This window comes from Sphingobium agri (genome assembly GCF_023051225.1).
Taxonomy (GTDB): Bacteria; Pseudomonadota; Alphaproteobacteria; order Sphingomonadales; family Sphingomonadaceae; genus Sphingobium; species Sphingobium agri.
The window spans coordinates 60,663-73,321 of the sequence record NZ_JALKHS010000002.1; the positions used below are offsets into that span (position 1 = coordinate 60,663).

The window sequence follows — 12,659 nt, forward strand, 5'->3', positions numbered from 1 at the left end:
GCTGACGAAGTGGCGGTGGGCCTTGGAACGTCCGCCGCCTTCATCGATGACTAAGCTTGCAGGAATATCGCAATGTCTTTGGACGCCTTGTTTGAACCGCTGACGATCGGGTCGCTGGAAATCCCGAACAGGGTGATCATGGCCCCGTTGACCCGCGCCCGTGCCGACGAACGGCATGTGCCGACGCCTCTTCAAGGCGAATATTACGCGCAGCGGGCGGATGCGGGACTCATCATTTCCGAAGCGACCGCCGTCGATCCGCTGGGCATGGGATGGTATCGTGCGCCGGGCATCTGGTCTGATGAAATGACCACGGCCTGGAAAGCCGTCACTGATCATGTTCATGCCGTCGGCGGGCGTATCTATTGCCAGCTTTGGCACATGGGCAGGCTAGTGCTGCCGGACTATATAGGCGGCCAGCGACCGATCGCCCCCTCCCCCATTGCCGGTGAAGGCGAAACCATGGCGCCGCCGCCAGACGACTATCAGGGCGGCTTCCTGCCGATGAAGCCCTATGTCGTACCGCGCGAGATGACTGAGGGAGACATCGGCCAGCTCGTTGCCGCCTATGGCCAGGGCGCACGAAATGCAATGCGGGCAGGCTTCGACGGTGTGGAAGTCCACGGCGCGAACGGCTATATTATCGACCAGTTCCTACAATCGAAAAGCAATCATCGGCAGGATCGCTATGGCGGCAGCGTGGAAAACCGTGTCAGGCTGCTGCAGGAAATCATTGATGCGGTGACGGCGGAGGTTGATCCCGCTCGCGTCGGTCTTCGCGTCAGCCCTACCAGCGAGCGCAAGGGCATGGGGGATTCGAATCCAGCCGCCCTGACAGAGGCGATCGGCCGCCTCGCACAGCAAAGCGGGCTTGCCTATATCCACCTGATCGAGCCCATCGCGTCCGGCTTCATGGAAAAGCCCGATTATCCCGTCATCGACCGGTTGAGGTCCGTCTTTTCAGGCACGATCATTCAAAATGGCAGCTTCGACGGCCCTGCCGCGGGCGAGGCCATCGCCAAGGGTCAGGCCGACGCCATTTCCTTTGGCCGACCCTATATTGCCAATCCCGACCTCGTCACCCGGTTGAGGCGCAGCCTTCCGCTTGCCGAGGCAAATTTCGATTACGCTTATGTCGGCGAGGAAAGAGGGTACACCGACTATCCTGCCTTCAGTGCTTCGGGCTGCTGCGTCTGACAGACAAAGATCATGCATGGAGCGAACATCGCTCATTCGCTTCCATGCCCCATTGACCATCTTCGGCGTCAGGTAGCGCCGCCAAAGGAGAAATATCATGTCGACTGAAATCCTGCTGCCCAAGCTCGGCTTTTCGATGAACGAAGGGCTGCTGTCCGAATGGCTCGTAGCCGACGGGGGGACCGTGACCGCTGGCGAACCGCTGTTCGCGTTGGAAAGCGACAAGTCCACCCAGGAGGTGGAAGCACCCGCATCCGGTACGCTGAAGATTTTCAAGGAAACCGGCGAAACTTACCCCGTGGGCACTGTGCTCGGCGAGATTATCTGACAATTTCCTGATAAGAACAGTCATTCCTGGAGAGGCGGCGCAAAGCCGATAATCATATGAAACGCACCGACAAGGTCATCATCACCTGCGCCGTCACCGGTTCGATCCATACGCCGAGCATGACCCCTCATCTGCCGATCACGGCCGACCAGATTGCGGCCGAGGCGATCGCAGCGGCAGAGGCTGGGGCCGCCATGGTTCATCTGCACGCGCGGAACCCGGAGACCGGGCAGCCATCGCAGGATCCCGAACTCTTCCGGCAGTTCCTTCCGCGCATCAAGCAGTCCACCGACGTCATCGTCAACATCACCACGGGCGGCGGCCTGGGCATGAGCCTTGCTGACCGCCTCGCTCCGGCAAAGACGTTCAGGCCGGAAGTATGTTCGATGAATATGGGATCGGTGAACTTCAACATCTCGGGCGCGGGAGCGAAAATTGCCGACTGGCAGTTCGATTGGGAACTTCCCTATCTGGAAATGACCAAGGATTTTATCCTTTCGAACACCTTCGCTCAGATCGAGCAGGCGATGACGCAATTGTCGGACCAGGGCACCCGGTTCGAGTTCGAATGCTATGACGTCGCGCATCTCTACAACCTCGCGCATTTCGTCGATCGCAAGATGGTCGAGCCACCCTTTTTCATCCAGGGCGTGTTCGGCATATTGGGCGGCATCGGCCCCGATCCAGAAAATGTCATGCATATGAAGTCGACGGCGGACAGGCTGTTTGGCGAAGATTTCATCTTCTCCGCGCTCGCTGCAGGAAAGCACCAGATGCGGCTTGTCACCTTGTCCGCGCTGCTGGGCGGATCGGTGCGCGTGGGTCTGGAGGACAGCCTCTATGCCGGCAGGGGCAAGCTCGCGACATCCAATGCCGAACAGGTGGCGAAAATCCGCCGCGTGCTGGAAGAACTCAGCCTGACCGTGGCCACGCCGGACGAAGCCCGCGCCCTGATGCAGACAAAGGGTGGAGACGATGTCGCATTCTGACGACGGAGTGATCGGCGGACTGCTGGCACAGGGCCTGGCGCTGGCGGAGGGGCCAGCCCTCGACGATAGCGGCCTTATTCTGCCGTCCGATTATCCAAGTGTCGGCGCGGCGATCTCGCCCGACAAAGCAGCGATCATCTTCGGCGACCATAGCTGGACCTATGCTGAGCTTGACCGGGGCTGTAATGCGGTGATCTCGTTACTGGCGGAATATGGCGTCGGGCGCGGCGGCAGGCTGGCCTATCTCGGCAAGAATAACGACTTGTTCTTCCTCATCCTGATCGGAGCCATTCGCGCCGGAGCAGTGCTCGTTCCAGTCAACTGGCGCAATACGGCGCCCGAAACGGCCTATGTGCTGGAAGACAGCGAAGCCAGCCTGGTCATTGCCGATGCCGAATTCCTTCCGCTTCTCAAGGAAGCGGATCGGCGCGGCCTTCCGACGCTGGTGGTTGATGAAGAGGGGGCGCAGGGTCTGCGCAGCCGGATCGCGGCGGCAGAGCCGGCGGCTCCCGCGCCCCTGGACCCGCACGCGCCGTGCCTGCAACTCTATACCAGCGGCACGACCGGGCGGCCCAAGGGCGTCGTCACATCGCAATATGCGTTCGGCATCCATCGCCTTGTCGAAAAGCTGTCCGGCTATTTCGACGATTGGGGCGATGACGAGGTTTTGCTTTCCCCCCTTCCTACCTTTCACATCGGCGGCATGTCTTGGGTGTGCACGGCTCTGGTGCGCGGTGCGACCGTCCACATCATCGCGGACACCGCGCCTGCCACCATCCTCGACGCCTGCCTAGAATTCGGCGTCACGCGCACCTTCATCGTGCCGACGCTGGTGCGCGGGCTGATCGCGGAGATGGACGCGCGCAATGTTCGCGTGCCGACGCTGCGCGGTATCCATTATGGCGCCGCGTCGATGGACCCCAGCCTGCTGGAACGGTCGGTGGATCGCTTCTCCTGCAACTTCCTGCAATATTATGGCATGACCGAGATTACGGGGACGATGTCGATCCTGGGGCCAAAGGAACATGACGTCCGTCGTGCACATCTTCTTCGGTCAGTGGGACGGCCGCTGCCCGGCTTCAGTATCGCCATTCGCGGCGCCCGAGGCGAGCTTCTGCCCGTGGACCAGCCTGGCGAGATCTGGGTCAAGTCGCCCACCCTGCTGATCGAATATTGGAACAATCCCGAGGCAACGTCCGAAGCATTGATCGACGGCTGGTATCGCTCGGGCGACGGCGGACGTCTGGACAGGAACGGCTATCTCTTCCTGACCGACCGAATCAAGGACATGATCGTGTCCGGCGGAGAGAATGTCTATCCTGCCGAGGTCGAAGCCGTGCTGCGCGACCACCCGGCGGTGATGGACTGCGCCGTATTCGGCCTCCCGCATCCCAAATGGGGCGAAGGGGTAACCGCAGCAATCGAAGTGCGCGCCGGTCATACGCTGGACGCCGGAGAGTTGATTGCCTTCGCGCGACAGTCGCTCGCCGCCTACAAAATCCCGCGCCGTATCGAACTTGGCGTGAAGCTGCCCCGCACGGCGTCCGGGAAGGTTCAGCGCGGACTTGTCCGCAAGCAATTCCTGAGCGGGGAATAAGCTGGGCGTCGGCGCGCATGTCCTTGCGCACCGACGCCCCCTTTCAAGCTTCGCCTACTTCCGCCGAACAACGATCGAGCACAACCGCATCGCGTTCGGCAGCCACCGCACGGAAACGCAGTCGTCCGCCGCCTTGCTCGTAAAATTCAAAGCGGATCGTCTCACCCGGCATGACCGGCTTGCTGAAGCGGACGAACATGCCTTTGAAGCGGGCCACGTCATTGCTGCAATAACGCGCCAGCACGGCACGATTGGCTAAGCCCTTCGTGCACAGGCCATGCAGGATCGGCCGATCAAAGCCCGCCTTTCGCGCAATTGCTGGTTCCGCATGCAGCGGGTTCCAGTCGCCGCTCAACCGGTAGATCAAAGCCTGACCGGGCCGGGTGGTAATCTCCACCACGGCATCGGGTGTTCCTTCAGGCACGGGGTCAGCCGCCGGGACGGGATCGCCGAACCCGCCCTCTCCACCATTGCCGCGCAGGAACAAGGTGGATCGCACCGTCGCCAGATGATCGCCCGTCGCCGTGTCGTACAGCGCCTTTTCCTGATGGAGCAGTGCGCCGCGTCCTTCGCCTTTGTCCTCGATCCCCGCCACACGATATTCGCCCCTGATCGCACCCGTCGGAGGCAAAGGCTTGTGCATCGTCAGATCCTGCTCTGCATGCAATATCTTGACCCAGTCGATACCGAATTCCGGACGCTGCGCCCAGAAACCAGGATGACACAGTATGTTGGCGAAACAGGGCAAGCAGCGCAGGTCCTTTTCATAGACGAACGGCAACTCGGCCTCATCAAGCGGGTCCAGGCCATAGCCCAGCCCCAGCGCATGCAGGATGGTGTCCCGTTTGTCATAAGATTGGACGATCGGCTCGATCGTCAGGTTCCTGATTTTCTCAACGTCCAAGCGTCATCCTCCCATGGCGGGTAACTAACCACCCCAAAAGCTTCCGCGGCCTTATATGGTGCGCCTTATTACCATACGCCATATGTCTTATTTGACAAGCTTTGCGGCAAGAGAATATAGATTGCACGCGTACTGATCGCCGCCGCCAGATAAGGAGCTCGCGTGCCGGATTTCATCCCCCCGTTCAGCACCCGCCTCACGAACCGGCAGGTCATCCTCTCCCGCCGCCCAGTGGCCAGCCCTGTCGCTGCTGATTTCGCGCGGAAAGATGCCAGCATCGAATTGCCGGGCGAAGGCCAGTTCCTGGTTCGCAACCTCTATCTTGCTGCCGATCCGGTGCAGCGGGGGTGGGCAGCTAACGAGGCCCTGACCCCTCTTGGCCAACCAATGCGCGCGCTCGCGGTTGGTGTGGTGCTGGAAAGCCGGGACAAGAGCATCCGATCTGGGGACGTCGTCTACGGATTTTTCGGGTGGCAGGACTATAAGGTCGCGACACGCAATGACTTGTTGTCGCACATACCCAATCCGCGCACGCCGATTTCCGCCTATGCCGGCGTGCTTGGCATGCCGGGCGTAACGGCCTGGCTCGCCTTGCACGACATCGCGCCGCCCTATGAGCGCGCGGCCATGCTTGTCTCAACGGCGGCAGGGACGGTGGGCAGTGTCGTCGGCCAGATCGGCCGCCGCGCGGGCGCATTTGTCGTCGGCCTGACTGGCAGTGATGACAAGGTGAAAAGCTGCGTCAGCGACTATGGCTATGACGTTGCCTATAATTACAAGTCCGTCGATCTGGCAGCTACCCTTGCAGAGGTTCGACCAGGCGGCTTCGACATCTATTTCGACAACACGGGCGGCCCAATCCTGGACATGGCTATCCGGGCGATGGCCAGGCATGGCCGCATCGTGCATTGTGGTACCGCAGCGACCCCGAGTTGGTCACCCCCACCGACGGGCCTGCGCAACGAGCGCGAGATATTGCTGCGCGCTCTTCTTTGTGGGGGCTTCGTGATCTTCGATCATGTCGCCCGCTTCCCCGAAGCAGTGGAAAAGCTGACCGACATGGTACTGAACGGAGAACTCAAGTTTCACGACCACATCATGCCGGGTATCGACCGCGTCAGCGGCGCGTTGGAAGCGTTGTTCGCAGACAGCAACGCACCCAAGATGCTGGTATATATCGGGGAGGATTAACGGCTTCGGTGTGTGTGCTCGCGCTCAATCGCGCCGCCACTCCCCAATCGCGGGACGCACAGGCTGAATGACGAAATCGCCCGTAAATACCCCTTCGGTCATGAACGGGTCTCCAGTCAGCAATGCGCGAACAGCGCTCTCGTCCTCGGCCTCCAACAGGAAGGAACTGCCTTGAGGATCCGAGGCCGGCTTGTCCCCATCCAGCATCGCGCCCGCGACCTTCACCGCAGCACCCTTTTCCAGCCAGTAATCCAGATGCCGCTGCCGGTGCTGCAGCCGAAGGGGTAGAGCTCCAGGCTTGTCGGCGGCCAGAATGATAAAGAACATCAGATTTGAGCCTCCTGGCGCTGCTTCAGTCTTCGCCCTCGATCAGGCTCAAACCGCCCTGTTCACGAAGGACATCTTTCAAATTCTGCTTCACCCGCAGTAGCACGTCCTCGCACACTTCCCGGTCCGCATCTGACACACCTTCCAGGATGCGACGGTTCATCGTCGCCGCCAGTTCGATCATGAGGCCGATCACCTCAAAGCCCTTTTCGGTAATGAAAACACGCTTGGCCCTGCGGTCATTGGCATCGGCCCTGCGTTCGACATGACCCGATGCTTCAAGCCGATCGATCAACCCGCCGACCGTCACCTTGCCCACTTCCATCAGCCGGGCCAGATCGACCTGCATCATCCCGTCGTTCCCTGCGCGCGACAGAGTGCTGAGGACGGACCATTGCGACCGGGTGATGCCGTAGGGCCGCATCAGCAAGTCCATCACCGTGCGCCGGATACGCGATACGTCGTGGACCAGGTAGCCGAAGGTGAATTGTTGCGCAGAGGGCCGTTCAGGCGCCTTCTTTTTCCGCACGGCAGTTTTCAGCGTTTTCGTCATTCTCACCATCCAGTCAAAGGCGATTTCAATGCATCATCCTGTTCCGATGATCTGTAATCCGCCCGTCTTGCAATAGCATATGATAGCGAACCCGATTATCAGCAGGCGTATGATATCTCGAAGCCTCTCTATTCCGACCAACGATGATCTGGCAACCGCCTTCATTTGCCGAACAGGTCGCGGCCGATGATCTGCTTCATCACCTCCGCCGCCCCGCCCGCGATGCGCACGATGCGCGCGTCGATATAGGCGCGTGCGATCGGGTATTCGGTCATATAGCCATAGCCGCCAAAAAATTGCAGGCATTGATCGACGACTTTGACGTGAAGATTGGTGACCACAAGCTTCACCTTTGCCGCTTCGACGCCGGTTAGCTCGCCCGCCAGGAAGCGCTTGATGCACCAGTCGGTAAAAGCCCGGGCCGATAATATCTCAGCCGACAGCTCCGCGAGGACGAACTGCGTGTTTTGGAAATCAGAGAGGGTCTGGCCGAACATCTTGCGCTCGGCCGTGTAGGCCACCGTCCATTCCAGCGCGGCTTCCGCGACGCAGATGCTGCGCACCGCCTGGGTCAGCCTTTCCTGCGCGAGCTTGCCCATCATGATCCCGAAGCCGCCGCCCTCCCGGCCGAGCAGACGCCAGGACTCCGCGCGCGCATCTTCCAGGAAAATCTCCGACGTATCCTGCGCTTTCAGGCCGATCTTCTCAAGATTGCGGCCGCGTTTGAAGCCTGGCTGGTGCGTGTCGATCGCGATCAGGCTGACCCCCTTAGCGCCCGCCGCCGGATCGGTCTTGCACGCGCAGACCATGATGTCCGCGAGCTGCCCGTTTGAAATATATACCTTCTGCCCGTTCAGCACATAATCGTCGCCATCGCGCACGGCGCGGGTGCGGACTTCCTTGACGTCGGAACCAGCGCCCGGTTCGGTCAGGCCCAGCGCCCCGATACACTCGCCCGCGACCATGCGGGGCAGCACGTCGCGCTTCAGTTCCTCGGTGCCTGCTGCCAATATGTAGGGCGCGACCATTTCCGAATGCACCATGAAGCCGGGACCTGTGATCCCCTTCTTCGCCAGTTCCTCGATGACAACGACATTGTAGAGCCAATCTGCGCCGAAGCCGCCATATTCCTCCGGGATATTGGGGCACAATATGCCGACTTCGCCGGCCCGCTTCCAGATTTCGCGGGGGACAACTTCGTCCTTTTCCCATTGATGATGGTTGGGCGCCAGTTCCTCATCTACGAACCGGGCGACCGTTTCGCGGAACTGCTCATGCTCGGCGGAAAAGATGCCACGTCCGCCTTCGTTGCTGAAGCGCGCCTCAACCACGGCGCGCCTCATGCATCGCCAAAGTCCTTTCCGCCTGCTTCAGGTGGGGGATGTCCAACATCTTGCCGTCAAGCCCCAGGGTTCCGGCATCCGGATTGGCCGCGAACAGGTTGATCACCCGCCGGGCGAAATCGACCTCATCGGCTGATGGCGAAAAGCTCTCATTGATGATGTCGACCTGCGCGGGGTGGATCGCGACGCGGCCAGAAAAGCCCTCGGCCCGTGCGGCCTTGCAGGAGGCGCGCAGGCCTTCCGGATCACGGAAATCGACATAGAGCGTGTCCACCGCCTCGCTTCCGGCAGCGTGCGCACCGAGCAGGCAGAGCGAACGCACCATCTTATAGGTGTGCGTCCATTCTCCGTTCGCATCGGTATTGCCGCTCGCTCCGATCGCAGAGCTCAAATCCTCCGCACCCCACGTCAGCCCGTACAGCCGGGTCAGGCCCGCCGCCGCATAATCACCCAGGCGGAATGGCGAAACGGCCGTTTCGGTCGCCACCGGCAGAATGCGGATCGACCCTTGCTCGACACCCGATGCCGCTTCCAGCGCGCTCAGATAATGGCTGACCTGAGCCACATCCTCTGGTCCGTTGACCTTGGGCAGCATGATGCCGTCGGGCGCGACGGGCACGATCGCGGCGAGGTCTTCCAGAGTCCAGGGCGTGTCCAGCGGATTGACGCGCACCCACAATTGGGATTTCCGGCCAGCACGCGGACGCTCCTTGATAAAGGCCGGCACCATCTCCCGCGCTACTGGCTTGCGCGCGACGGCAACGGCGTCTTCCAGGTCAAGGATGAAGGCGTCGGCAGCGACGCCATCGACCTTGCCCAGCTTCTTCTCGCTATCGCCAGGGATGAAGAGGAAGGATCGGATCGGCAGGCTCATGATACAGGCCTCTTGAGCTGGAGGCCCGATCGCTTGCATGACGCCACCAGTTCATCCTTCTGATTATAGGCCTTGTGAAGGAATGTGACGATCCCGGCTTCAGGCCGCGACTTTGACTCGCGCAGATCAATGACCTCGCTCGTGACATGGATGGTGTCGCCATGAAACAGCGGGTTGGGGAAGCGCACCTCGTCCCAGCCAAGGTTGGCTACTGCGGTGCCCAGCGTCGTGTCGCCGACCGAAATGCCGACCATCAGGCCAAGCGTGAAGGCCGAATTGACCAGGCGCTGGCCAAAAGGCGTGCCCTTCATATACTCCTCATCCAGGTGCAGCAGCGCCGGATTGTGAGTCATGCAGGAAAACAGAACATTGTCTGTTTCAGTGATGGTACGCCGAATAGGATGGTCAAAGACCATGCCGACTTCAAGCTCGTCAAACCAGACTCCAGGCATCACGCAAGTCCCAGGATAGAGATGGCGGCAATGCCCTGATAAGGAACACCGCCCAGATTGTGCGTCAGTCCAACAGAGGGGTTCGACAGCTGCCGCTCCCCTGCCCGGCCCAACAGTTGGTTGTAGACTTCATAGGCCATTCGCAGGCCCGACGCGCCGATCGGGTGACCGAAGCATTTCAAACCACCGTCGATTTGGCAGGGTATCGCGCCATCCCGATCATAGCGGCCGTCGAGAATGTCGAACACGGCGCGGCCATCGTCGGAAAAGCCCAGGTCTTCCATCGTCACCAATTCGGTAATCGAAAAGCAGTCATGCACTTCGCTGAGGTTCACCTGAGCCTTGGGATTGGTGATCCCCGCTTCCCTATAAGCCCGTGTGGCGGCGTTGCGCGTGTTCGCGACATAGCTGCCGTCCCAGTCATTGGTCTGGGTTTCCCGGCCTGAACTGGCGGAAAGTTGCAACGCCTTGATCGTGACAAGGTCTGTCTTGCCCAAAGCTCGCGCGATTTCCGGCGTGGTCACGATCGCGCAGGCGGCACCGTCCGACACGCCCGAACAATCGAACAGGCCCAGGGGATCGGAAATCATCGGCGCGTTGATGATGGTTTCCATCGGCACCGCCTTCTGGAAATGCGCCTTGGGGCTGTGCACGCCATTCTGGTGGCTTTTCCACGACACATGGCTGATGGCGCGCTTCAAGTCTTCCTTGCTCGTCCCATATTTCGCCCGGTAATAGGGCGCCAGTTGAGCAAAGCCGGCCGGCGCGGAGCTCAGGGGCATCCAAAGGTCATTGAATGTCCCCTTGAAGGCCGGGGGCAGGCCGCCAAAGCCCGTATCCTTCAACTTTTCCGAACCGATCGCGAGCGCGATATCCACAGCCCCCGAGGCGACCGCATAGGCCGCCCCACGCAACGCTTCCGTCCCGGTCGCGCACATATTTTCCACTCGGCTCACGGGAATGCCCTCGAGGCGGAGGGCCATCGCGGCGGGAATGGAGCTGTTGCCGACATTGACGCTATCGCCCCAGCAACCGAACCATGCCGCCTCGATCTGATTTCGCTCGATCCCCGCGTCGGCGAGCGCTTCCTCGAACGCCTCTTTCATGAGGTCAGGCGACCCCATGTCCCATCGCTCGCCGAATTTGGAGCAGCCCATGCCTAGCAGGGCCACCTTGTCCTTGATACCCGTCGCCATATCGCGAACTCCTCAGGCCGCGCTCAGCGGCGTCGATTTCCAGAAGTAGCGGTTATATCCCCGCTGACGGTCCTTTTCCTTGATGCGGAAGACCATGCGGACCTGGTCTCCCGTGTCGATCCCGTCCGGGCCGATATCCACCATCTCCATCAGCACGCGCGCGCCATTGTCGAACTTCACGAAGCCAACCCAAAGCGGCGGAGAAGGATGATAGGACAGCCAGTCAGCGGTCGATGTGAGGACTTCCGCAGTCTTGTCGCGCAGCGGAACATCGGTGAATTTTTCACCCGGCGCGTGACATTGTACGCAATATTGCATCTGCGGAAACTGGACCGCGCCGCAATTGCCACACTTGCCTGCATTGAAACCTTCGATCTGCGCGGCGGAGCGATATTGTTCGGTCAGCGCCGTCTTGGCGCTTTTTTCGGAACGCATGCCCCATTCATTTTCGATCCCGCCATAGAATGACAGCATCCGCAGATAGCTGTCGGTCGGCAAGGCGTCCGCGATGGAGCCAGCGACGCCGCGCACGGGGCGGACCGACGCGATCGCCTCAGTGGCCTGGAATATCAGAACATCGGCGCCCTGGCCAAAGCCGACCAGCACAATCCGATCGCCGGGTTGCGCTTTTTCCAAAGTCGCCGAGAACATCAGCAACGCATGAGCCGCACCTGCATAGCCGACGCCATCGTCCAACGTTCCGGCGACCGTACCGCCGAATTTCAGAGCCTTGGCGACCATTTCCGCTGCCCCTTTGAGATAAGAGGGCATGACGAAATACTGGATGTCGCTGATGGAAAGCTGCGCCTGTGCCAGCGCGGCCCTGACGGCCTGCGGCACGATCTTCGCATAGCCTTCGTCGCGGACCCACCGCTCTTCCCAGCCATAATCGCTCTGGGCATCCGCCGAACGGAAATGATCGACGAAGACTTCGGTGAACGACGCCGACCCAATCAAGCGCGCCACCACATCCTGGTCTGACACCAAAAAGGCCGCCGCGCCCGCGCCAAAGCTCATTTCCTGCGCGCTGGCTGGCTTTGCGAAAGGATTGTCGGATGCCACCACAAGGGAGGGCTCCGTCCCCTTGAGCGCCTGTAGCAGGGCAGATGTGCCTGCCCGCTGCGATCCTGCAGCGTCGGATGTAGCGACTTTGGCCGGAGCGCCGATCGCCCGCGCCAGGATCGCCGCATTTTGCAGGTCAGCATATGGCAGGCTTGTCGATGCCAGTCGGACAGCCCTTATGGCATCAAGGCTGGCATGCCCCAAAGCGTCGCGGGCGGCTTCGACGCCCATTGTGATCGCGTCCTCATCCCAGCTGGTGAACGCCCTGCTGCCCTTCGCCTGACCCAGGAGGCCGGGGGCCATCCAGCGATGCGCTTCAGCTATCAAGGATCGATCCAGCCTGAGCCGGGGAACATAGGCGCCGTAGCGCGAAATGCCGAGTTGAGTCATTCACCTCACCTGTTCAAGGACGCGGCACCCAGGGCCGCTCACCGCTTTGAAACGCGGCGGTCATGTTCAGCCAAAGGCTCATTTAGTTCGCCTGCATATGTTACGCAAGTATCTTATTTCCTACCTTCGCCTTTACGCGGCCTGCCGGAGGCGATATGACATGATAAGCATGCATACTTATGGAGAGGCGCATGAAGATCCTTGTGCCCGTGAAGCGGGTCATTGACTATAATGTGAAGCCGCGGGTGAAGGCGGA

At 60.7% G+C, this 12,659-nt stretch carries 13 protein-coding genes; 5 read left to right on the plus strand and 8 right to left on the minus strand.

Translation table 11 applies throughout. The features are described from left to right. Positions 1 to 72: 72 nt before the first annotated feature. The 4 genes from MU848_RS00575 (at position 73) to MU848_RS00590 (ending at position 4,111) form a co-directional block, all read left to right on the plus strand. Positions 73 to 1,197 carry an alkene reductase gene (locus tag MU848_RS00575; protein ID WP_247229507.1) on the plus strand — a complete coding sequence of 375 codons (1,125 nt, stop codon included), beginning with the start codon at positions 73 to 75 and terminating at the stop codon, positions 1,195 to 1,197. 97 nt (positions 1,198 to 1,294) lie between these two features. Then, a complete protein-coding gene (locus tag MU848_RS00580) occupies positions 1,295 to 1,525 on the plus strand; it encodes a biotin/lipoyl-containing protein (RefSeq protein WP_201516637.1) in 231 nt (76 codons plus the stop codon). Between the two features lie 56 nt (positions 1,526 to 1,581). Next, positions 1,582 to 2,514 carry a BKACE family enzyme gene (locus MU848_RS00585; RefSeq protein ID WP_247229509.1) on the plus strand — a complete coding sequence of 311 codons (933 nt, stop codon included), beginning with the start codon at positions 1,582 to 1,584 and terminating at the stop codon, positions 2,512 to 2,514. Beyond that, positions 2,501 to 4,111, plus strand: a complete 1,611-nt coding sequence (locus MU848_RS00590; protein ID WP_247229511.1) for a class I adenylate-forming enzyme family protein — start codon at positions 2,501 to 2,503, stop codon at positions 4,109 to 4,111. The genes MU848_RS00585 and MU848_RS00590 overlap by 14 nt, the downstream gene beginning before the upstream one ends. Before the next feature lie 43 nt (positions 4,112 to 4,154). On the opposite strand, the gene MU848_RS00595 is transcribed toward MU848_RS00590, so the two are convergent. Next, positions 4,155 to 5,015: a MaoC/PaaZ C-terminal domain-containing protein gene (locus tag MU848_RS00595; RefSeq protein ID WP_201516640.1), complete on the minus strand. Its 861-nt coding sequence runs from the start codon at positions 5,013 to 5,015 to the stop codon at positions 4,155 to 4,157. 162 nt (positions 5,016 to 5,177) lie between these two features. Between MU848_RS00595 and MU848_RS19040 the strand changes: the two genes are divergently transcribed. Further along, complete coding sequence (locus MU848_RS19040) at positions 5,178 to 6,206, plus strand: MDR family NADP-dependent oxidoreductase (RefSeq protein WP_201516641.1); 1,029 nt, start codon at positions 5,178 to 5,180, stop codon at positions 6,204 to 6,206. A gap of 24 nt (positions 6,207 to 6,230) precedes the next feature. Here the strand turns inward: MU848_RS19040 and MU848_RS00605 are convergent, their stop codons facing one another. The 7 genes from MU848_RS00605 to MU848_RS00635 all read right to left on the minus strand — a co-directional run bounded on the left by MU848_RS00605 (position 6,231) and on the right by MU848_RS00635 (position 12,403). Further along, positions 6,231 to 6,533, minus strand: a complete 303-nt coding sequence (locus tag MU848_RS00605) for a YciI family protein (RefSeq protein WP_247229513.1) — start codon at positions 6,531 to 6,533, stop codon at positions 6,231 to 6,233. A gap of 25 nt (positions 6,534 to 6,558) precedes the next feature. After that, positions 6,559 to 7,086, minus strand: coding sequence for a MarR family winged helix-turn-helix transcriptional regulator (locus tag MU848_RS00610; RefSeq protein WP_201516643.1), 528 nt, complete (start codon positions 7,084 to 7,086; stop codon positions 6,559 to 6,561). A 161-nt stretch (positions 7,087 to 7,247) separates the two neighbouring features. Continuing rightward, the gene (locus MU848_RS00615; RefSeq protein ID WP_247229515.1) at positions 7,248 to 8,429 is read right to left on the minus strand and encodes an acyl-CoA dehydrogenase family protein; all 1,182 of its coding nucleotides are present in this window, start codon (positions 8,427 to 8,429) and stop codon (positions 7,248 to 7,250) included. Next, positions 8,410 to 9,303, minus strand: coding sequence for an HpcH/HpaI aldolase/citrate lyase family protein (locus MU848_RS00620; RefSeq protein WP_247229517.1), 894 nt, complete (start codon positions 9,301 to 9,303; stop codon positions 8,410 to 8,412). Before MU848_RS00620 ends, MU848_RS00615 begins: the two co-directional genes overlap by 20 nt. Then, positions 9,300 to 9,755, minus strand: a complete 456-nt coding sequence (locus tag MU848_RS00625) for a MaoC family dehydratase (protein ID WP_201516646.1) — start codon at positions 9,753 to 9,755, stop codon at positions 9,300 to 9,302. The genes MU848_RS00620 and MU848_RS00625 overlap by 4 nt, the downstream gene beginning before the upstream one ends. Then, the gene (locus tag MU848_RS00630; RefSeq protein WP_201516647.1) at positions 9,755 to 10,951 is read right to left on the minus strand and encodes an acetyl-CoA acetyltransferase; all 1,197 of its coding nucleotides are present in this window, start codon (positions 10,949 to 10,951) and stop codon (positions 9,755 to 9,757) included. The genes MU848_RS00625 and MU848_RS00630 overlap by 1 nt, the downstream gene beginning before the upstream one ends. A gap of 12 nt (positions 10,952 to 10,963) precedes the next feature. Then, positions 10,964 to 12,403, minus strand: a complete 1,440-nt coding sequence (locus tag MU848_RS00635) for a 3-oxoacyl-[acyl-carrier-protein] synthase III C-terminal domain-containing protein (protein WP_201516648.1) — start codon at positions 12,401 to 12,403, stop codon at positions 10,964 to 10,966. Between the last annotated feature and the right edge of the window lie 256 nt (positions 12,404 to 12,659).

Excerpts from the sequence above, each read along its gene's own strand:
- MU848_RS00575 (WP_247229507.1), top strand. The coding sequence starts at position 73 with ATGTCTTTGGACGCCTTGTTTGAACCGCTGACGATCGGGTCGCTGGAA.
- MU848_RS00580 (WP_201516637.1), top strand. The coding sequence starts at position 1,295 with ATGTCGACTGAAATCCTGCTGCCCAAGCTCGGCTTTTCGATGAACGAA.
- MU848_RS00585 (WP_247229509.1), top strand. The coding sequence starts at position 1,582 with ATGAAACGCACCGACAAGGTCATCATCACCTGCGCCGTCACCGGTTCG.
- MU848_RS00590 (WP_247229511.1), top strand. The coding sequence starts at position 2,501 with ATGTCGCATTCTGACGACGGAGTGATCGGCGGACTGCTGGCACAGGGC.
- MU848_RS00605 (WP_247229513.1), bottom strand. The coding sequence starts at position 6,533 with ATGTTCTTTATCATTCTGGCCGCCGACAAGCCTGGAGCTCTACCCCTT.
- MU848_RS00610 (WP_201516643.1), bottom strand. The coding sequence starts at position 7,086 with ATGACGAAAACGCTGAAAACTGCCGTGCGGAAAAAGAAGGCGCCTGAA.
- MU848_RS00615 (WP_247229515.1), bottom strand. The coding sequence starts at position 8,429 with ATGAGGCGCGCCGTGGTTGAGGCGCGCTTCAGCAACGAAGGCGGACGT.
- MU848_RS00620 (WP_247229517.1), bottom strand. The coding sequence starts at position 9,303 with ATGAGCCTGCCGATCCGATCCTTCCTCTTCATCCCTGGCGATAGCGAG.
- MU848_RS00625 (WP_201516646.1), bottom strand. The coding sequence starts at position 9,755 with ATGCCTGGAGTCTGGTTTGACGAGCTTGAAGTCGGCATGGTCTTTGAC.
- MU848_RS00630 (WP_201516647.1), bottom strand. The coding sequence starts at position 10,951 with ATGGCGACGGGTATCAAGGACAAGGTGGCCCTGCTAGGCATGGGCTGC.
- MU848_RS00635 (WP_201516648.1), bottom strand. The coding sequence starts at position 12,403 with ATGACTCAACTCGGCATTTCGCGCTACGGCGCCTATGTTCCCCGGCTC.